General features: G+C 61.3%; 22 protein-coding genes and 1 tRNA gene. 20 read left to right on the forward strand and 3 right to left on the reverse strand.

The window, feature by feature from the left end; genetic code table 11:
- Positions 1 to 70 precede the first annotated feature (70 nt).
- The 6 genes from DEVEQU_RS09140 to DEVEQU_RS09165 all read left to right on the forward strand — a co-directional run bounded on the left by DEVEQU_RS09140 (position 71) and on the right by DEVEQU_RS09165 (position 4,648).
- Positions 71 to 856 carry a mechanosensitive ion channel family protein gene (locus tag DEVEQU_RS09140; protein WP_126150248.1) on the forward strand — a complete coding sequence of 262 codons (786 nt, stop codon included), beginning with the start codon at positions 71 to 73 and terminating at the stop codon, positions 854 to 856.
- Between the two features lie 81 nt (positions 857 to 937).
- Positions 938 to 1,618, forward strand: a complete 681-nt coding sequence (gene rpe, locus DEVEQU_RS09145; protein ID WP_126150249.1) for a ribulose-phosphate 3-epimerase — start codon at positions 938 to 940, stop codon at positions 1,616 to 1,618.
- A gap of 180 nt (positions 1,619 to 1,798) precedes the next feature.
- Positions 1,799 to 3,130: an adenylosuccinate lyase gene (purB, locus tag DEVEQU_RS09150; RefSeq protein WP_126150250.1), complete on the forward strand. Its 1,332-nt coding sequence runs from the start codon at positions 1,799 to 1,801 to the stop codon at positions 3,128 to 3,130.
- On the forward strand, positions 3,127 to 3,675 hold the full coding sequence (locus DEVEQU_RS09155) for an RBBP9/YdeN family alpha/beta hydrolase (RefSeq protein WP_126150251.1): 549 nt from the start codon (positions 3,127 to 3,129) through the stop codon (positions 3,673 to 3,675). Before purB ends, DEVEQU_RS09155 begins: the two co-directional genes overlap by 4 nt.
- A complete protein-coding gene (locus DEVEQU_RS09160; protein WP_126150252.1) occupies positions 3,672 to 4,094 on the forward strand; it encodes a GNAT family N-acetyltransferase in 423 nt (140 codons plus the stop codon). Before DEVEQU_RS09155 ends, DEVEQU_RS09160 begins: the two co-directional genes overlap by 4 nt.
- 257 nt (positions 4,095 to 4,351) lie before the next feature.
- Entirely contained in the window at positions 4,352 to 4,648 is a 297-nt protein-coding gene (locus DEVEQU_RS09165; protein WP_126150253.1) for a DUF1344 domain-containing protein, read from the forward strand.
- A 68-nt stretch (positions 4,649 to 4,716) separates the two neighbouring features.
- Here the strand turns inward: DEVEQU_RS09165 and DEVEQU_RS09170 are convergent, their stop codons facing one another.
- Complete coding sequence (locus tag DEVEQU_RS09170) at positions 4,717 to 5,040, reverse strand: DUF1476 domain-containing protein (protein ID WP_126150254.1); 324 nt, start codon at positions 5,038 to 5,040, stop codon at positions 4,717 to 4,719.
- Between the two features lie 208 nt (positions 5,041 to 5,248).
- On the opposite strand from DEVEQU_RS09170, the gene purC reads away from it, so the two are divergent.
- From purC to DEVEQU_RS20225, 3 genes are read left to right on the forward strand one after another with little or no spacing between them, the layout of a single operon-like run.
- Positions 5,249 to 6,013: a phosphoribosylaminoimidazolesuccinocarboxamide synthase gene (gene purC, locus DEVEQU_RS09175; RefSeq protein ID WP_126150255.1), complete on the forward strand. Its 765-nt coding sequence runs from the start codon at positions 5,249 to 5,251 to the stop codon at positions 6,011 to 6,013.
- Positions 6,014 to 6,028: 15 nt separating this feature from the next.
- On the forward strand, positions 6,029 to 6,274 hold the full coding sequence (gene purS, locus DEVEQU_RS09180) for a phosphoribosylformylglycinamidine synthase subunit PurS (RefSeq protein ID WP_126150256.1): 246 nt from the start codon (positions 6,029 to 6,031) through the stop codon (positions 6,272 to 6,274).
- Between the two features lie 7 nt (positions 6,275 to 6,281).
- Positions 6,282 to 6,416, forward strand: coding sequence for a hypothetical protein (locus tag DEVEQU_RS20225; RefSeq protein ID WP_268907398.1), 135 nt, complete (start codon positions 6,282 to 6,284; stop codon positions 6,414 to 6,416).
- 116 nt (positions 6,417 to 6,532) lie between these two features.
- Here the strand turns inward: DEVEQU_RS20225 and DEVEQU_RS09185 are convergent, their stop codons facing one another.
- Positions 6,533 to 7,654: a phosphatase PAP2 family protein gene (locus DEVEQU_RS09185; RefSeq protein WP_126150257.1), complete on the reverse strand. Its 1,122-nt coding sequence runs from the start codon at positions 7,652 to 7,654 to the stop codon at positions 6,533 to 6,535.
- 229 nt (positions 7,655 to 7,883) lie between these two features.
- Between DEVEQU_RS09185 and DEVEQU_RS09190 the strand changes: the two genes are divergently transcribed.
- On the forward strand, positions 7,884 to 8,954 hold the full coding sequence (locus tag DEVEQU_RS09190) for an acyltransferase family protein (RefSeq protein WP_126150258.1): 1,071 nt from the start codon (positions 7,884 to 7,886) through the stop codon (positions 8,952 to 8,954).
- A 161-nt stretch (positions 8,955 to 9,115) separates the two neighbouring features.
- On the opposite strand, the gene DEVEQU_RS09195 is transcribed toward DEVEQU_RS09190, so the two are convergent.
- A tRNA-Cys gene (locus DEVEQU_RS09195) sits at positions 9,116 to 9,190 on the reverse strand.
- A gap of 208 nt (positions 9,191 to 9,398) precedes the next feature.
- Here DEVEQU_RS09195 and purQ point away from each other — a divergent pair.
- From purQ to grxD, 10 genes are all read left to right on the forward strand, one after another.
- Positions 9,399 to 10,067, forward strand: a complete 669-nt coding sequence (purQ, locus tag DEVEQU_RS09200) for a phosphoribosylformylglycinamidine synthase subunit PurQ (protein WP_126150259.1) — start codon at positions 9,399 to 9,401, stop codon at positions 10,065 to 10,067.
- A complete protein-coding gene (locus DEVEQU_RS09205; protein ID WP_126150260.1) occupies positions 10,067 to 10,708 on the forward strand; it encodes a Pr6Pr family membrane protein in 642 nt (213 codons plus the stop codon). The genes purQ and DEVEQU_RS09205 overlap by 1 nt, the downstream gene beginning before the upstream one ends.
- Positions 10,705 to 12,930, forward strand: a complete 2,226-nt coding sequence (purL, locus tag DEVEQU_RS09210) for a phosphoribosylformylglycinamidine synthase subunit PurL (RefSeq protein WP_126150261.1) — start codon at positions 10,705 to 10,707, stop codon at positions 12,928 to 12,930. Before DEVEQU_RS09205 ends, purL begins: the two co-directional genes overlap by 4 nt.
- Positions 12,931 to 13,043: 113 nt before the next feature.
- Positions 13,044 to 13,640: a hypothetical protein gene (locus tag DEVEQU_RS09215; RefSeq protein ID WP_126150262.1), complete on the forward strand. Its 597-nt coding sequence runs from the start codon at positions 13,044 to 13,046 to the stop codon at positions 13,638 to 13,640.
- A gap of 89 nt (positions 13,641 to 13,729) precedes the next feature.
- Positions 13,730 to 13,963 carry a BolA family protein gene (locus DEVEQU_RS09220; protein WP_126150263.1) on the forward strand — a complete coding sequence of 78 codons (234 nt, stop codon included), beginning with the start codon at positions 13,730 to 13,732 and terminating at the stop codon, positions 13,961 to 13,963.
- Complete coding sequence (locus tag DEVEQU_RS09225) at positions 13,963 to 14,283, forward strand: DUF6665 family protein (protein ID WP_223214156.1); 321 nt, start codon at positions 13,963 to 13,965, stop codon at positions 14,281 to 14,283. The genes DEVEQU_RS09220 and DEVEQU_RS09225 overlap by 1 nt, the downstream gene beginning before the upstream one ends.
- Positions 14,283 to 14,675 carry an HIT domain-containing protein gene (locus tag DEVEQU_RS09230; RefSeq protein WP_126150264.1) on the forward strand — a complete coding sequence of 131 codons (393 nt, stop codon included), beginning with the start codon at positions 14,283 to 14,285 and terminating at the stop codon, positions 14,673 to 14,675. Before DEVEQU_RS09225 ends, DEVEQU_RS09230 begins: the two co-directional genes overlap by 1 nt.
- On the forward strand, positions 14,672 to 15,295 hold the full coding sequence (locus tag DEVEQU_RS09235; protein WP_126150265.1) for an HAD family hydrolase: 624 nt from the start codon (positions 14,672 to 14,674) through the stop codon (positions 15,293 to 15,295). Before DEVEQU_RS09230 ends, DEVEQU_RS09235 begins: the two co-directional genes overlap by 4 nt.
- Positions 15,296 to 15,366: 71 nt before the next feature.
- Positions 15,367 to 15,909 (forward strand): hypothetical protein, encoded by a 543-nt coding sequence (locus DEVEQU_RS09240; RefSeq protein WP_126150266.1) that lies wholly within the window; start codon positions 15,367 to 15,369, stop codon positions 15,907 to 15,909.
- A gap of 105 nt (positions 15,910 to 16,014) precedes the next feature.
- Positions 16,015 to 16,350 carry a Grx4 family monothiol glutaredoxin gene (gene grxD, locus DEVEQU_RS09245; protein WP_126150267.1) on the forward strand — a complete coding sequence of 112 codons (336 nt, stop codon included), beginning with the start codon at positions 16,015 to 16,017 and terminating at the stop codon, positions 16,348 to 16,350.
- Positions 16,351 to 16,584: the final 234 nt, after the last annotated feature.

The following is a 16,584-nucleotide window of genomic DNA, read 5'->3' on the forward strand; positions in this document are numbered from 1 at the left end:
GCAAGTCGAGGCGCAACCATCGGCGCGCTTGTGCCTTTGGACCTTCGAATACCAATCAAGGAAGCAAGACGTGGACAATTCGGATATCTTTGGTGTTTCCACCGCCTGGGTGCTGGCCAATGCCTGGAATGTGGTCATCGCCGTCGTGGTTTTGGCGGTCGGCTGGATCATGGCCGACCTCATTTCTCGCCAAATGACCAATCTGATCCGTGCCCGGCTCAAGAACGACGCCACCATCGCACCGCTGGTCGGCGAGATCACGCGCTACGGCATTCTGTGTGTCACCATCGTCATCGTGCTCGGCCAGTTCGGCGTGCAGACGGCGTCGATTCTGGCGGTACTGGGTGCGGCGGGTCTGGCCGTCGCGCTGGCACTGCAGGGTACCCTCTCCAATATCGCGGCCGGAATCATGCTGCTCTTCCTCAAGCCCTTCAAGGTCGGCGACTATATCAATGCCGACGGCATTGAGGGCTGGGTGGTGGAGGTTGAGCTGTTTGCGACCCGCATGCGCACTGCGGATGGCGTCTTCATGTTCGCGCCGAATTCCAAGCTTTCCAATGCTCGGATCGTCAACTACACCCGCGAGGCCAGCCGCATGGTCGAGATTGCCTTCTCGGTTCCGCGCATGGCCGATTTGACCAAAGTGCGCGCCGAACTGACCGAGGCGCTCAAGAGCCCCTACTCGGAAGCCGGTGTTGCCGGTGAAGTGCTGGTGGACAGCATGGACGACAGCAAGATCAACCTTGTCGCCCGCATGCCGGTGCGCAGTGGCGACTGGCGGCAAGCGCGTTCCTTGCTCCAGGAGCAGCTGATGGCGGCGCTGGACCGCAATAGCGGATTTTCGACCAAGGTTTAGTGCGGCAAGCGGTGGCAAGCCTTGCCGGTTGGGCCGCCGCGCGCTACAGCACCGGCAACCGCACAGAGACCGAGGCGCTCCATGACCACCCGCCCCCTGCGCATTGCGCCGTCCATTCTCTCCGCCGATTTCGCGCGGCTTGGAGAGGAAGTGACGGCGATCATCTCCTCCGGGGCCGACTATGTGCATGTCGACGTTATGGACGGCCACTTTGTACCCAATATCAGCTTCGGCGCGCCGGTGATGAAATCGGTGCGCCCGCTGACCGATGCCGTATTCGACGTGCATCTGATGATCGCCCCGGCTGATCCATACCTCGCCGATTTCGCCAAGGCTGGCGCCGATATCATCACAGTCCATGCCGAGGCCGGACCGCATCTGCACCGCTCGCTGCAGGCCATTCGGGGCCTGGGCAAGAAGGCCGGTGTGGCGCTGAACCCGGCAACGCCCGTCTCGGCCATCCAGCATGTTATCGACGACTGTGACCTGGTTCTGGTGATGTCGGTTAATCCAGGCTTTGGCGGGCAGAGTTTCATCCCCGAAAGCCTCAACAAGATCCGCCAGGCCAAAGCGCTGATCGGCAATCGTGACATCGATCTCGAGGTCGACGGCGGTGTCACCGCCGACAACGCTCGAGAAATCGTGGCCGCTGGTGCCAATGTCCTGGTCGCCGGTTCGGCCATTTATGCGGGCAACGACCCATCGACCTATGCCAGCCGGATCAAGGCGATCCGCGACGCGGCAACGGGGTTGGTGGTTTAGCAAGGCCCCCACCCAACCTCACCCTGGTAGGGGGAGGGACCGATCGAGTTGTGGACTCGATCCTGAGACAAACACCGCCCTACTCCTCCCCCTCCTTCAGGGGGAGGCCGGGTGGGGGTGATCGTGGAAAACACATTGCCTCGCAACTGAATCAAACTCTGACTTACCAAGGCTGAACCCATGATTCCGCGCTATTCCCGTCCTGAAATGGTTGCCAACTGGTCGGCGGAGAGCCGCTTTGCCATCTGGTTCGAGATCGAGGCGCACGCCACCTCCAAGCTCGCAGAACTGGGTGTCGTGCCCAAGGAAAGCGCCGACAAGATCTGGGAGGTCATGAATGCCCGCAAGGCCGAGCTGGGCAATTACGGCTTCGACGTCGAACGCATCGATGAAATCGAGCGCACCACCAAGCACGACGTCATCGCCTTCCTGACGCACCTCTCCGAAATCGTCGGTCCCGATGCCCGCTTCGTGCACCAGGGCATGACCTCTTCCGACATTCTCGACACCACGCTTTCGGTGCAGCTCAAGAACGCGGCCGATATCCTGCTGGCCGATATCGACGCCCTGCTGGCCGCGCTCAAGAAGCGCGCCTATGAGCACAAGAACACCATCACCATCGGCCGCAGCCACGGCATCCATGCCGAACCCACCACCTTCGGCGTCAAGTTGGCGGAGGCCTATGCCGAATTCAGCCGGAACCGCGCCCGCCTCGTCGCCGCCCGCGACGAGATCGCAACGGCGGCCATTTCCGGTGCCATTGGCACCTTTGCTAATATCGATCCGCAGGTGGAAGAATATGTCGCCGAAAAGCTCGGCCTCTCGATCGAGCCGGTCTCCACCCAGGTGATCCCACGCGACCGCCACGCCATGTTCTTTGCAACGCTGGGCGTCATCGCCTCGTCCATCGAACGCGTCGCCGTCGAAATCCGTCACCTGCAGCGCACCGAAGTCCTGGAAGCCGAAGAGTATTTCTCCCCCGGTCAGAAGGGCTCATCGGCCATGCCGCACAAGCGCAATCCGGTGCTGACCGAGAACCTCACCGGCCTCGCACGCCTCGTGCGCGGCATGGTCACCCCGGCGCTGGAAAACGTGGCGCTGTGGCACGAGCGCGACATCTCGCATTCCTCGGTCGAGCGCATGATCGGCCCGGACGCCACCATCACCCTCGACTTCGCCCTGGCCCGCCTCACCAGCGTCATCGACAAGCTGGTCGTCTATCCTGAAAACATGCGCAAAAATCTTGACCTGCTGGGCGGGTTGCATAATTCCCAGCGCATGCTCCTGGCGCTGACCCAGGCCGGCTACAGCCGCGAGGACAGCTATGCTGCCGTACAGCGCAATGCCATGAAGGTCTGGGAGCACCGCGGCGACCGCACCGGTCTGTTTGCGCAGAACCTCAAGGACGATGCGCAAGTGACTCTGAGCGACGCGCAAATCGACGCCATGTTCGACGACGCCTATCACCTCAAGCATGTCGACACGATCTTCAACCGGGTCTTTGGCGCATGAGGATTGCGGAAGCGGACATTCTGATCCTGCCAGGGCTCGGCGGCATCAAGCCGGGCCACTGGCAGACGCGCTGGGCGGAAAAGATGAATACTGCCGCCATCGTCGAGCAGGCCGACTGGTGGGAGCCCAATGCCGACGACTGGGTCGACACCATCGTCAAGGCCGCCGAATTGACCGAACGGCCGGTGGTGTTCGTGGCGCATTCGACATCGGTTTCGGCGCTGGTTCATGCCGCACCGCGCCTGCCCGACAATGTGCGCGGTGCCTTCCTCGTCGCGCCGACCGATGTTGAGGAAAGCTCGGCGGCGCCCGAGGCTATCCATGTTTTCCGCCCGATCCCGCGCGATCCCCTGCCCTTTCCATCCATGCTCGTCGCCTCCAGCAACGATCCCTATGTGACCTTGGAGCGGGCCGCGGAATTTGCCAGTTGCTGGGGCTCCGACTTCCATCAGGCCGGTGAGGCAGGCCACATCAATGTCGATTCCGGCCACGGCCCCTGGCCCGAGGGCCTTTTGATGTTCACCCGGCTGATGCAGCGGCTGTGACGGCGGGTTACACCATCGTCGCGCGCACGCCCGAAGTCGCCGACTATGTGCGCTTGCGGGTGGAGGCAGGGCTCAGTGCCAAGACGCTCGAACAGGCCGAAAAGGGCCTGCCAAATAGCTGGTTTGGCGTGACGGTCGAGCACAAGGGCCACGCCATCGGCATGGGCCGGATCATCGGCGACGGCGGCACCGCCTTCCAGATTGTCGACATCGCGCTGATGCCCGCCCATCACGGCAAGGGCCTCGGCAAGGCCATCATGACTGCGCTGATGGATCACCTGACCGCCCACGCGCCGGCAGGCGCCTATGTCAGCCTCATCGCCGATGGGGACGCCAAGCATCTCTACGCCAAATATGGCTTTGAGCCGGTCATGCCAGCCTCGATCGGCATGGCCATGCTTGTGCCCAAAGGGTCTTGAGCCACGCCCAGTTTGGAGTGGTTCCAGACCGACCGGGAAATGCCTGAAATCCGCCGCAAGTGTCAGGAATTGCGGCACTTTCGCCGCGATCGGAATTAAATCTTCTTAATTTGAAAAGGCGTTTGGACGGGCCTAAACCAGTCCTCGTCGGTTTGGAGCCGCCGGCGAGAACGAATGATCTCGCGACGCGACGACCCCTGAAAACCGGCTATCGAGGGCCAGCTAAGCTGGTCCGCGCGGACTTACGGAGACGTATCATGCGCAAAATTCTTGTTCCCGCATTCCTCGCTTTGGTCGCAATGGCTCCTGCCGGAGCGGCATTCGCGGCATCCACCACCGCAGCCGCCGTCTCGACGCAGGCGGAGCAGTCCATCTCGGGCACGGTCAAGCAGATCGACCTGAAGGCGCGCTCGCTGCAGCTGGCCGATGGTAGCAGTTATGTGCTGCCAGCCGGTTTCAACGCACCCGCCAACCTGAAGGCCGGCGACAAGGTGACCGTGAAGTGGAAGATGAACGGCACCGCCCATGACGTAACCGCCATCACGCTCGGATAACCGGGCCAACAAAAAGGGAGCCGGCAGTGCCGGCTCCCTTTTCATTTCTGAACTGCATGGCGGGTCGGTCAGCCCTCTGAAGCGACCTGCTCATTGGCAACGGCCACCAGCTGGCTCATCTTGGCGCGAATGGCGGCGTCGTCGATATTGACGCCCTTGGCCTTGAGATCGCCCGAGACCTTTTCGAACACGTCCTCATCGCCCGGCTTGGCGAAATCGGCCGCAACCACTTCTGCGGCATAGGCATTGGCGGCATCGCCGCTCAGACCCAGCAATTCGGCAACCCACAGACCCAGAAGCTTGTTCCGGCGTGCCTCGGCCTTGAACTTCTTTTCGGCGTCGAAAGCAAACTTGGCTTCCTGGCCCTTCTGCCGATCTTCAAACTGGCTCATGGTCTCTCCCAAATGGCTCTGTGCGCCGCCTAACCGGCTATCGCCTTGGACATAAGCGCTCTTCGCCCTCAAATCAACTTCGGGCCGGTCGGTGCGACCCCATGCCCCCGCGTTAAGCCCATCATCGGAAAGGCCTTGCTTTTTGGCCTCGTTCTGGCGCATGAAGCGGCCAAATCCACCCCTCCTCTCCATGACAGCGGATTCGTTCATGAACCGTCGACGTAAAATCTATGAGGGCAAGGCCAAGATCCTGTTCGAGGGTCCCGAGCCGGGCACTTTGGTTCAGTACTTCAAGGACGATGCGACAGCCGGCAACGGCGCTCGTCATGAGGTCATCGACGGCAAGGGCGTGCTGAACAATCGGATTTCCGAGTTCATCTTCTCCAAGTTGAACGATCTGGGCATCCCGACCCACTTCCTGCGCCGCATCAACATGCGCGAGCAACTGATCAAGGAAGTCGAGATCATCCCGCTCGAGATCATCGTGCGCAATTACGCGGCCGGCTCGCTGGCCAAGCGCCTCGGCCTCGAGCCAGGCACCCGCCTGCCACGCTCGATCATCGAATTCTGCTACAAGGACGATGCGCTTGGCGACCCGATGGTCTCCGAAGAGCACATCACCGCCTTCGGGTGGGCCAACCCGGCCGAACTCGATGACATCATGAGCCTGGCGGTCCGCATCAACGACTTCCTCACTGGCCTCTTCATGGGCGTCGGCATCCAGCTCGTCGATTTCAAGATCGAATGTGGCCGCCTCTATGAAGGCGACCTCATGCGCATCGTGCTGGCCGACGAAATCAGCCCGGACAATTGCCGCCTGTGGGACATCAAGACCCGCAACAAGCTCGACAAGGACCGCTTCCGCGAGAACCTCGGCGGCCTGGTCGAAAGCTACCGCGAAGTCGCCCAGCGCCTTGGCATCCTTGTTGAAAACGACAATGCGCTGACCACTGGTCCGCGTCTCGTCCAGTAAGCAAAGCGGAGAGAGCTGATGAAAGCGCGCGTCATCGTCACGCTGAAAAACGGCGTTCTCGATCCTCAGGGCCAGGCCATCGAAGGCTCGCTGGCCAGCCTGGGTTTTGGCGGGGTCCATGGGGTCCGCCAGGGCAAGGTTTTTGACCTGGATATCGAGGGAACCGATGTGGAAGCAGCGCGTTCACAGATCACAGCGATGTGTGAAAAGCTGCTCGCCAACACTGTCATCGAAAACTTCGCGATCGAAATTTCAAATTAACGCCTTCGTGGCAATCCTTTCCATCGCGCCGCGTACCCTGGCGCAGGACCCTACCATCATGCGCAAAACCATCGCTCTCTCCGTCATGTTCGTCGCCTCGCTCGGCCTGCTCTTCGCGGCCTATGCCTCGGTACCGATGTGACGAGCCGATTCCGGCGACGCTGATTTCAGCAACGCCGGATCGCCTCCCGAATCCCGCGCTCATACGGCCGGGATTCGCAAGATTTCCGACAGTTCTGGATTATCTTGGAAACGGGCTCAGGCCCGTTTTTCTATTTGTGCTGTCAAAGCCTCGGGGAGAGCGCGAGCGGACAAGCCCCAGCGCAGACGCCCAAGATTGGGCATCAGTACCCGCAATGCCCAGTAAAGGCCGCTAACCACGACGATCGATGCATAGCCATCGATGGCGTAATGCCAGCCGAGATAAACCGAACTGCAGACGATGAAGGCGACATAGACCCAGGCAACAAAGCCAAGCTTGCGTGACCATTCCCAGGCATAGAGCGCGACCACCGTGGCCAGCGCCACATGCATCGAGGGAAATGCGGAAATGCCAGAGCCCAGCCCGATCGTCCCGCTTTGATAAAGCGTCCAGAGATATTCCTGGAACATGTGCGCCGAAGCCGATTCAGACGATGTGCTGGATAAAAACGCGGCCTGCTCGGCAAACCGCGCGGTATCGCCCGTGACTCGCCCATAATAGACCGGCCCCGCGGAAAGCCAGGTGCTGGCCATTGCCGTCCCAACGACAACCCAGCTCCCCAGCCAGGTCAGCGCAAAGCGCAGCCGGATCTTCTCCATCCGCGGCGAGGTCATGACCACATAAAGCGAGAAATAGCAGATGATGAACCAGAGGATACCGTAGTTCAGCTCGACAATCCGCAACAGCCAGTCATGCTGGCCGAAAGCATAGAGATGATGGAAGGGATCGACGCCGAAATGCATGGCGTTGTCGATATCGGCGTGAAGGTGGTCGTAGACGAAGCCTTGGCCCTGGGGAAATGAGGTCTTGATAGCCGAAAAGGCGCTGGTGAATACCAGCCCGCCGGTCAGCAAAAACAATGTTCCGGCAAAAAGGCGTGCCAGGCGGCGCGGCGCAACCATGGTGCGATAGGACAAACGCTTCCGCCCCTTCATGCGCCAGGCAATGTGGACTACACCCACCACGAAAGCGAAAAACGGCCCGATGATCATGAAGTTTACAGTCCACTTCACCGCATACTGATCGATCATGCCGATGATCGAATAGTCGCGCCCGACGGCGTGGATCAATCCAAACAGGAAAAAGCCGGCGCTGAGGGCATAGAGAGGCCAGTCGCTGCGAACGCTACGGGCTAACTCTGCCCTGAAAGCAGCCGGAAAGCGCAGTCTTGTGGTCACGGCCCATCCCCCAGATCTTGTCAATGTCTAGGCGGACAGCTGTTAAATTCCTCTAAAATCACTCCGGAGCGCCTGATGGAACCGCCCATGTCGCTCTCCCTCAACAATTAGACCCAGTCTTTTAGCCGACTACTTACCATTTTCGGATTTTGGCGCTGCAATGGCACCGGCGTTATCAAAGCGGTGGCGCGAGCGCTCTAGGATGCTGCTGCGAAATTCGGAGCGTTACATGAGCGACACACGCAAGCGTCTGGACTGGGTGGATATGGCCAAGGGCCTGTCCATTTTCCTTGTCGTCATCATGTATTGCGCCGCCAGCGTGGGGGAGGATACCGGGCAGACCGGGTTCCTGCACTGGACCATCGCCTTCGCCATGCCGTTCCGCATGCCGGAATTCTTCATGCTGTCGGGCCTTTTCCTGTCGCAGGTGATCGACCGGCCCTGGCGCGCTTATGCCGATCGCCGCATCGTGCACTACTTGTATTTCTACGCCCTCTGGGCCGTCATCCACATCGTCTTCAAAATTGCCCTGATCGGCCGCGATCCAGGTGGCGCGCTTGGCGCGCTCGCCTTCGCTATTGTCGAACCCTATGGCGTGCTGTGGTTCATCTACATGCTGGGCATTTTCGGGCTGGTCAGCAAACTGCTGCACCAGGGCAAGGTGCCGCACTGGGCAGTCTTGTTGGTCGCGGCCGGTCTGCAGATCGCCAGCATCCATACCGGCAGCTATCTGATCGACCAGTTCGCCGCCTATTTCGTCTACTTCTATGGTGGCTACGTTTTCGCGCCGCACCTTTTCGCACTGGCCAGTTGGAGCAGCGCCAACACACGAGCGGCACTCGGCGTGCTGGCGGCCTGGGCCGCTATCAATGCGGTCATGGTGTTTTCGCCCGGCTTCCGCATGGACCCGGTTCACATCCAGATAGGATGGGGCGCCCTGCCCATCCTGCACATGATCCTCGCATTTGCCGGTGCGACTGCCATTGTGATCGGCGCGGCACTGTTGTCGACCATTGCCTGGATGGACTGGCTGCGCTGGCTGGGCAGCAAGTCGCTGGTCATCTATGTGGCCTTCGTGCTTCCCATGGGCATCGCCCGCACCCTACTGCTCGCCCTCGGCGTCCACGAGCCCAACATTGTGAGCCTTCTGACCATGATCGTCGCCATTACAGCGCCATTGGTGCTGTGGTGGCTGACGCAGGTGACCGGACTGGGCAAGTTCCTGTTCGAGCGCCCGTCCTGGGCCCACCTGCCGGGGACAAATGGCTCACCCCGCAGAAAGGCAATTCCCGCGGAATAGGCCGCAGTCTGGAAGTAATAATTTCAAATTGCGACGCTTCGAGCCCCAAGGCCAACCATTGGCTGACCGCAGATGAGCACAAAGACAGCAAAACTGTCACCAAAAAACACTAAAGCGTCCTGAAAACCAAAATCATCCCAACCCCTATTTCGCCGGGGGGATGGAGGCCTCGCCCTGGACTTGAACCAAGGGTAAGTGGAGTTGCAATCCACCGCGTAACTCTCCGCCACGAGGCCATCGTGGTATGACCCAGTCTTATTCGACAGATTTCACCAATTCGTCAACACGGCTGGCGGATCGGGTGTGCCCGCGCCCCGCGCCGAGTTCTCTCCATGTGGGAGCAGGCCATCCCAGAGATGATGTCGCATGGCGGAAAGGCTTGCCTTTTCGAGCAAGACTCACCACAAGGGCCTCGCACACCCCTCAGTGACAAAGGATCGAGCGATGAAGGCCGCCGTCATCGTGTTTCCGGGACTCAATCGCGACCGCGACATGATCGCGGCGTTGACCAAGATCGGGGGCAGCAAGCCCGCCGTGGTCTGGCACCAGGATGCCGATATTCCTGACGCCGACCTGATCGTCATCCCGGGCGGATTTTCCTATGGCGACTATCTGCGCTGTGGCGCCATCGCCGCCCGCTCGCCGATCATGGACAAGGTTCGCGAACGCGCCGCGCGCGGCGTCAAGGTTCTAGGCGTCTGCAATGGCTTCCAGATCCTGATCGAAGCGGGCCTGCTGCCCGGCGCCCTGATGCGCAATACCTCGCTGAAGTTCGTCTGTCGCGAAGTCAAGCTCGAGGTTTCCAACGCCGATACCGACTTCACCCGCGGCTATTCCAAGGGCCAGATCATCCGCTGCCCGGTTGCGCATCATGACGGCAACTACTTCACCGATGCCGAAACACTGGCGCGCATTGAAGGTAATGGCCAGGTGGCGTTCCGCTATGCCAAGGGCACCAACCCCAATGGCTCGCTCAACGACATTGCCGGCATATTCAACGCCGAAAAGAACGTGCTGGGCCTGATGCCGCACCCGGAAAACCTGATCGAGGCCGCCCATGGCGGCGACGATGGCCGGGCGCTGTTTGCTACCGTGCTCAAGCAGGTGGCGTGATGGACCTGCGCCGCGCGCTGACCTGGCTGGGTCTGCTGATCGGCGCAGCGGGCCTGGGCCTGCAATTCGCCATCTCGATGCAGGCGCTGCTTGCCTCTGGCCGTGACCTGCCCGGCGCACTCGGGCATTTCTTTTCCTACTACACCATCCTCAACAATATCGCCGTCGTGCTGGTCTATCTGTCGGCCCTGACGGCTTGGGGATGGCTGGCGCCTTTCCGCACGCCGCTTGTGCGTGGCATCGTGGCGGCCAATATTGCGCTGGTCGGGCTCTACGTCTTCTTCGTGCTGCGTTTCCTGCAGTCGCTGGAGGGTCTTTTTGTTCTGGCCGACAGCCTGCTGCACTACGTCGCGCCGGTCGTCTATGTGCTGTGGTGGGCCATCACCCAGCGCCACGGCCTGCTGCGCTGGGCGAAACTACCGGTGATGATCGTTCCGACGCTGGTATACTTCTTCTACGCCATGGCGCGCGGCGCCTGGGTTCAGGAATACCCATACCCCATCCTCAATGCCGCCAAGCTGGGTTATGCCCAGGTCGGCATCAACGCCCTCTACATGACCGCGTTTCTGGCAGCGCTGGCGCTCGCCGTCATCGCGGCCGACATGCTTCTTGCCCGAACCTCCCGGACAGTTTCTCCATGACCCTTCGTAACGACATCGCCATCACACCCGAACTGGTCGCCAACCACGGTCTCAAGCCGGATGAGTACCAGAAGATTCTCGACCTGATCGGCCGCGAGCCGACCTATACAGAGCTCGGCATCTTCTCGGCCATGTGGAACGAACACTGCTCCTACAAGAGCTCGAAGAAGTGGCTGCGCACCCTGCCGACCACCGGCCCACGCGTCATTCAGGGTCCGGGCGAAAATGCAGGCGTCGTCGATATCGGCGATGGCCAGGCGGTCGTCTTCAAGATGGAATCGCACAACCATCCGAGCTTCATCGAGCCCTACCAGGGTGCGGCGACCGGGGTCGGCGGCATTCTGCGTGACGTCTTCACCATGGGCGCCCGTCCGGTCGCGGCAATGAACGCGCTGCGCTTCGGCGCGCCCGAGCATGAAAAGACCCGCCACCTGGTCTCCGGCGTCGTCGCGGGCGTCGGCGGCTATGGCAATGCCTTTGGCGTGCCCACCGTCGCAGGTGAAGTCGAATTCGATGCCCGCTACAATGGCAATAACCTGGTCAATGCCTTCGCCGCCGGCCTCGCCGATACCGACAAGATTTTCTATTCCAAGGCGGAAGGCGTAGGCCTGCCAGTGGTTTACCTCGGCGCCAAGACCGGGCGCGACGGCGTCGGCGGCGCCACGATGGCCTCGGCCGAGTTCGGCGACGATATCGAGGAAAAGCGCCCCACCGTGCAGGTCGGGGACCCTTTCACTGAAAAGCGCCTGCTGGAAGCCTGCCTCGAGCTCATGGCCACCGGCGCAGTGATCGCCATCCAGGACATGGGGGCTGCGGGCCTTACCTGCTCGGCCGTCGAAATGGGCGCCAAGGGCGACCTCGGCATCGAGCTCGATCTCGACAAGGTGCCGGTTCGCGAAGAGCGCATGACAGCCTATGAGATGATGCTGTCGGAAAGCCAGGAGCGCATGCTCATGGTGCTGCATCCGGAAAAGGAGCCCGAGGCCCGCAAGGTCTTCGAGAAGTGGGAACTGGACTTTGCCACTGTGGGCAAGACCACGGACGACCTGCGTTTCCGCGTGCTCTGGCAGGGCGAGGAAGTCGCCAATCTGCCGATCAAGGAGCTCGGCGACGAGGCGCCCGAATATGATCGGCCATGGGTAGAACCCAGGATTCCTGCGGCTCTCGCAGCGGCCGATGTGCCCAAGATGAATGTGGCCGAGGCCCTGATCAAGCTGGTCGGCGGGCATCAGTGCTCGTCGCGGCGCTGGGTCTATGAGCAGTACGACACCCTCATCCAGGGCAATACCATGCAGCGCCCTGGCGGCGATGCCGGCGTGATCCGCGTCGATGGCGCAGAGACCAAGGGCCTGGCGTTCACGTCGGACGTAAACCCCCGTTATTGCGAGGCAAATCCGTTCGAGGGCGGCAAGCAGGCGGTCGCTGAAGCCTGGCGCAACCTGACCGCGACCGGTGCAGAACCGCTGGCCGCGACCGACAATCTCAACTTCGGCAATCCCGAGCGGCCGGAGATCATGGGGCAGTTCGTCAAGGCCGTTCAGGGCATTGGCGAGGCGTGCCGGGTGCTGGAATTCCCGATCGTTTCGGGCAATGTCAGCCTCTATAACGAGACCAATGGCCGGGGCATCTTGCCGACACCGACCATCGGTGGCGTAGGCCTGCTGCCGGAGTGGAACAAGAGCGTAGGCATTGGTTTCGTTGAGGAAAATCAACCTATCCTCCTCATCGGCGGACCGGCTGAGCGGGGGACGCACCTGGGGCAGTCGATCTATCTGCGTGATCTGTTCGACCGTTGCGAAGGCGATGCGCCCCATGTCGATCTGGCGGCTGAAAAGAAGACCGGCGACTTCGTGCGCAAGCTGATCCGCTCCGGCGTCGTGACCGCCTGCCACGATCTCAGCGATGGTGGCCTGGGCGTGGCGCTGGCTGAAATGGCCATTGCCGGCGGCATCGGCGCGCGGGTGACGGAAGCGGAAGGCGTTGATTCCGTTACGCAATTCTTTGGCGAAGACCAGGGGCGCTACCTCGTGACCCTGAACCTCGACCCGCAGGGCGACGCCATTGCGGCGCTCTGGGAAGAGGCCAAGGCGCTGGATATTCACGCGCCCTGGATCGGCACCACCGGTGGCAATAGCCTCATTCTGGGCAATGCCGAACCGGTCGCCGTGGCCACCCTGACCCAGGCTCACGAGTCCTGGTTCCCCTCGTTCATGACCGCATAATGAACGGATTATGAACAAGTGAGATGCACCCTCGTGGGTGCTGCCTTATGATTGCCGCGGTTTGGGATGCTTAGCTGCATGCTACTGCGGCAGTCGCGAGCTTGGAGAGGATGATGATGCTGTTTCGAACCCTGGCGATTGCCGCAAGCCTGAGCACGGGATTTCTCCCCGCCGTGGCATTCGCCCAGAGCGTCAACCTCACCCGCTCCATCCTGCCCGACCAGCCCTACACGCTGATCTATCCCGACACCATGCTGGCCAGTGGCGGCGCCGGCGAACCGCTGGTGATCAACCACCCGAATGCGCCGCTGCAGTGCAATCTGCAGGTGATCCCTGTCGAGGATACCGACTGGACCGCCGAGGAGGCGCTGGCCGAACTCGACGACGCCAGCGTCGTGACCGCCTGGGCGGGCACCATGCCCGGTTTCACCCTGGGCACCAAGGGCACCACCGCCTATCAGGACGCCAAGGCGCTTTTCTATGACGGCACCAGCCCCGAATCCACCATGGGTGTGCCGCTGACGCTGGTGCATACCGAAACCGTGTCGAATGGCCGTGGCTATTCGCTCGATTGCCTGTTCGCCACCGAAGTGACGGAGCAGGCGCGGCCGATCGTCGATTTCATCATCGCCAATTTTGCCACCCGTTCGGATGCCGATTGCTGCGTCGGTGCCACTGTGGAAGAACCGGCCGCCGAGCCGGCTCAATAGGCCGACGATGTTGAACCTGCCCCACCTGCATGCCATATCAGGAGCAGGTGCCGGGCCCCGTCCGGTGAATCAAGCAATGGAGACCGGACATGCCCATGGACGCCACCGAGATCGAGCGCCGCATCAAGGCCGCCCTGCCTGACGCCCAGATCGAAATCCGCGACCTTGCCGGCGACGGCGACCACTATGCCGCTACCGTGATTTCCGAGCAGTTCCGCGGCAAGAGCCGCGTGCAGCAGCACCAGCTGGTTTACGCGGCTCTGCAGGGTGACATGGGCGGCGCCCTGCATGCCCTGGCGCTGCAGACCAACGCGCCGGACTAATGGCCGGGCTGCGCGATTCCCTCGACCTGATCCGGATGGTCCGGCCCGAGGCCGGCACCGCAGCCATTGAACATGAAATCCTCGCCGAACGCGCCAATTCGCTGGGCGCAGCCGAAACGCGCGTCATCAAGGCCGTGGCCGGCCTCGCCTCCGGCACGGAGCGCGAGCAATGGCTGGCCGAGGCGCGCGACGCAGTCTGGTGCTATTTCGTGCAGCGCGAACTGATTGGCTTCCGCCGCCACACCGAAGTGATTCAAGATCTCAAAATCCCAGGCGAAGTGCTTGCCGGACTTGGGATCGTGGCGCCGGGACGCAAGTAATGGCGGCGCGACCGGGGTGCCGCTTTTGCCTCAAAAACGAACTGCTTTTGGACGAACCCATTTTCGAGACTGGGCACTTCTATATGCTCGGGAGCATCGACCCAATGGTCCCTCTGGCCGGCATGGTCATTCCCAAACGTCATAGTGACGACCCGTTCGGCCTGCTGCCGGAAGAGTGGACCGATTTCGGCACCGCATTGGCCACGGCAAAGGCGTATTTCTCGCATCACCGCCCCGATGGCTACACATTGGGATGGAATGTGGGCGCGGCGGGCGGACAGCATGTCTTTCACACCCATCTGCACATCAACCCACGCTTTGCGGGAGAACCCAATGAGGGCGTCGGCATAAGGCGGGTTATGAGAACACCAATGTGGGGATTGGATCAATGAAACGGGCGCTGGTTTTCGATGTCGATGGCGTGCTGGTGCATGGCTATCACGCGACGCCGGACCAGCGGGACGCCTGGGACGCGGCCTTGCAGGAGCGTGGCATCAATGCCGATCGCTTCCAGCGCGAATTCATCTTCGACATTTTTCTCAAGCGGGTGCTGATCGGCGAGGTGCCGATGGTCGAGGCTTTGGACAAGCGCCTGAAAGCCTTTGGTTACAAGGGTCCGACCATGGCGATTCTCGATCTGTGGCTGAGCTTTGACTGCAATCCCAATACTGCGCTGCTCGAGGTCATCGCCCGGTTGCAGCGCCGGGACGATGTGGTGCTCTACCTAGCCACCAATCAGGACCATTCGAGAGCCCAGTTTCTGTGGCAAAGCATCGGGCTGCAGCGCTTTTTCGCCGACATGTTCTATTCGGCCCGCTTCGGGCGGACCAAATATGACAAGAAGTTCTTCGGCATGGCCGAGGGTCGGATGATCGCCTTCGACGAGCCGCCGCTGTTTTTCGACGATACGCAAAAAGTGCTCGATGTCGCCAGCAAGGCCGGCTGGGAGACGGTGCTGTTCACCGGCAATGCCGATGTGACCAGCCATCCTTTCATCGCGCGGCGCATCTGACCATTTGCATTGGCCCGCGCCCGCGCTATGCGTGTGGTCACCGCGCCATATCGACGCTCAGGAACAGACCAATGAGAGCAGCCCTGCTGATTTCGACCCTCGCCCTTCTGGGTTTTGCCGTCTCCGCCCAGGCCCAGGAGGCCCAATGCTTCCAGAACGAGCATTATCTGGTGATCTCCCAGGAACGCACCGACGATGTCGGCACCGATTTCCTGGTGCGGGCGCCCGCCAAGGGGAAGATCAAATGCGAATTCGTCGAGGCCGAAGGCGATTTCAGCATCGGCAATCCCGATGACCCGCTGTGGTATGCGGGGCTGGCTGGCAAATACCTGGCGCTGACCCGCTCGACCGGACCGGATGGCGACGTGGTGATCTATGACCTCGACAGCCGCAGCAAGGTGGTCGACGTGGCCGCCGACGACGACCTCGCGGTGGACGAAGATCGCGTGGTCTATTGGGAGCGCGTGGCCGAGGGCACCGACAAGACCTGCCCGGAATTTGCCGAATATCAAGCCAATGGGCTGGGCGCGGTGATCGCCGAAGAGCGTATTTTCGAAGTTGCTACCGGCGCGATCGCCAAGACCGGGGAGAGCCGCTGCAGCGCCACGCAGTGAGGCCATGCAGTGACATCGCTCACCTCGACAGCGCCGCAAAGCTATCCTATTTAGAGGCCAGCTTCAGCCGGCCCTTGAAACCGGAATTATTGAAAGGCTCCTCCCATGTTCGATATCAATGCCTTCATCGACGATAAGGTGAAGAATAACGACGTGTTCCTGTTCATGAAGGGCACGCCCGATTTTCCCCAGTGTGGCTTTTCCGGTCAGGTCGTGCAGATCCTGAACTATCTCGGCGTTGAGTTCGACAGCGCCAATGTGCTGGAAAGCGAAGAGCTGCGCGACGGCATCAAGGCCTATACCAACTGGCCGACCATTCCCCAGCTCTACGTCAAGGGCGAGTTTATCGGCGGCGCCGACATCACCCGCGAAATGTTCCAGTCGGGCGAGCTCAAGACCCATCTCGAACAGGCCGGCGTCGCTCTCAAACAAAGCGCCTGATTGCGTGGGGGGGCACCCGTCCTGCCAAGGATGGGTTTGTAGCATTTGGGTTTGAGCGTGCTGCACACCCCCTCCCGGCCTCCCCCTGAAGAAGGGGGCGGAGTTGCATCGCGTTTGGGGTGGGGATGGTGTCCCGCTGCGTCCCACCCACTAGATCATTTCAAACTGAGGTGGACTCTGGGCGCTTTCGCCTCCCTCCCCCTTGAGGGGAGGGATTGAGGGTGGGGGTCCATC

Source organism: Devosia equisanguinis (genome assembly GCF_900631955.1).
Classification (GTDB): Bacteria; Pseudomonadota; Alphaproteobacteria; order Rhizobiales; family Devosiaceae; genus Devosia; species Devosia equisanguinis.

Excerpts from the sequence above, each read along its gene's own strand:
- purC (WP_126150255.1), top strand. The coding sequence starts at position 5,249 with ATGAACCGTCGACGTAAAATCTATGAGGGCAAGGCCAAGATCCTGTTC.
- DEVEQU_RS09155 (WP_126150251.1), top strand. The coding sequence starts at position 3,127 with ATGAGGATTGCGGAAGCGGACATTCTGATCCTGCCAGGGCTCGGCGGC.
- DEVEQU_RS09220 (WP_126150263.1), top strand. The coding sequence starts at position 13,730 with ATGCCCATGGACGCCACCGAGATCGAGCGCCGCATCAAGGCCGCCCTG.
- DEVEQU_RS09225 (WP_223214156.1), top strand. The coding sequence starts at position 13,963 with ATGGCCGGGCTGCGCGATTCCCTCGACCTGATCCGGATGGTCCGGCCC.
- DEVEQU_RS09205 (WP_126150260.1), top strand. The coding sequence starts at position 10,067 with ATGGACCTGCGCCGCGCGCTGACCTGGCTGGGTCTGCTGATCGGCGCA.
- DEVEQU_RS09190 (WP_126150258.1), top strand. The coding sequence starts at position 7,884 with ATGAGCGACACACGCAAGCGTCTGGACTGGGTGGATATGGCCAAGGGC.
- rpe (WP_126150249.1), top strand. The coding sequence starts at position 938 with ATGACCACCCGCCCCCTGCGCATTGCGCCGTCCATTCTCTCCGCCGAT.
- DEVEQU_RS09215 (WP_126150262.1), top strand. The coding sequence starts at position 13,044 with ATGATGCTGTTTCGAACCCTGGCGATTGCCGCAAGCCTGAGCACGGGA.
- purB (WP_126150250.1), top strand. The coding sequence starts at position 1,799 with ATGATTCCGCGCTATTCCCGTCCTGAAATGGTTGCCAACTGGTCGGCG.
- purL (WP_126150261.1), top strand. The coding sequence starts at position 10,705 with ATGACCCTTCGTAACGACATCGCCATCACACCCGAACTGGTCGCCAAC.
- DEVEQU_RS09230 (WP_126150264.1), top strand. The coding sequence starts at position 14,283 with ATGGCGGCGCGACCGGGGTGCCGCTTTTGCCTCAAAAACGAACTGCTT.
- purQ (WP_126150259.1), top strand. The coding sequence starts at position 9,399 with ATGAAGGCCGCCGTCATCGTGTTTCCGGGACTCAATCGCGACCGCGAC.
- DEVEQU_RS09240 (WP_126150266.1), top strand. The coding sequence starts at position 15,367 with ATGAGAGCAGCCCTGCTGATTTCGACCCTCGCCCTTCTGGGTTTTGCC.
- grxD (WP_126150267.1), top strand. The coding sequence starts at position 16,015 with ATGTTCGATATCAATGCCTTCATCGACGATAAGGTGAAGAATAACGAC.
- DEVEQU_RS09170 (WP_126150254.1), bottom strand. The coding sequence starts at position 5,040 with ATGAGCCAGTTTGAAGATCGGCAGAAGGGCCAGGAAGCCAAGTTTGCT.
- DEVEQU_RS09235 (WP_126150265.1), top strand. The coding sequence starts at position 14,672 with ATGAAACGGGCGCTGGTTTTCGATGTCGATGGCGTGCTGGTGCATGGC.
- DEVEQU_RS09165 (WP_126150253.1), top strand. The coding sequence starts at position 4,352 with ATGCGCAAAATTCTTGTTCCCGCATTCCTCGCTTTGGTCGCAATGGCT.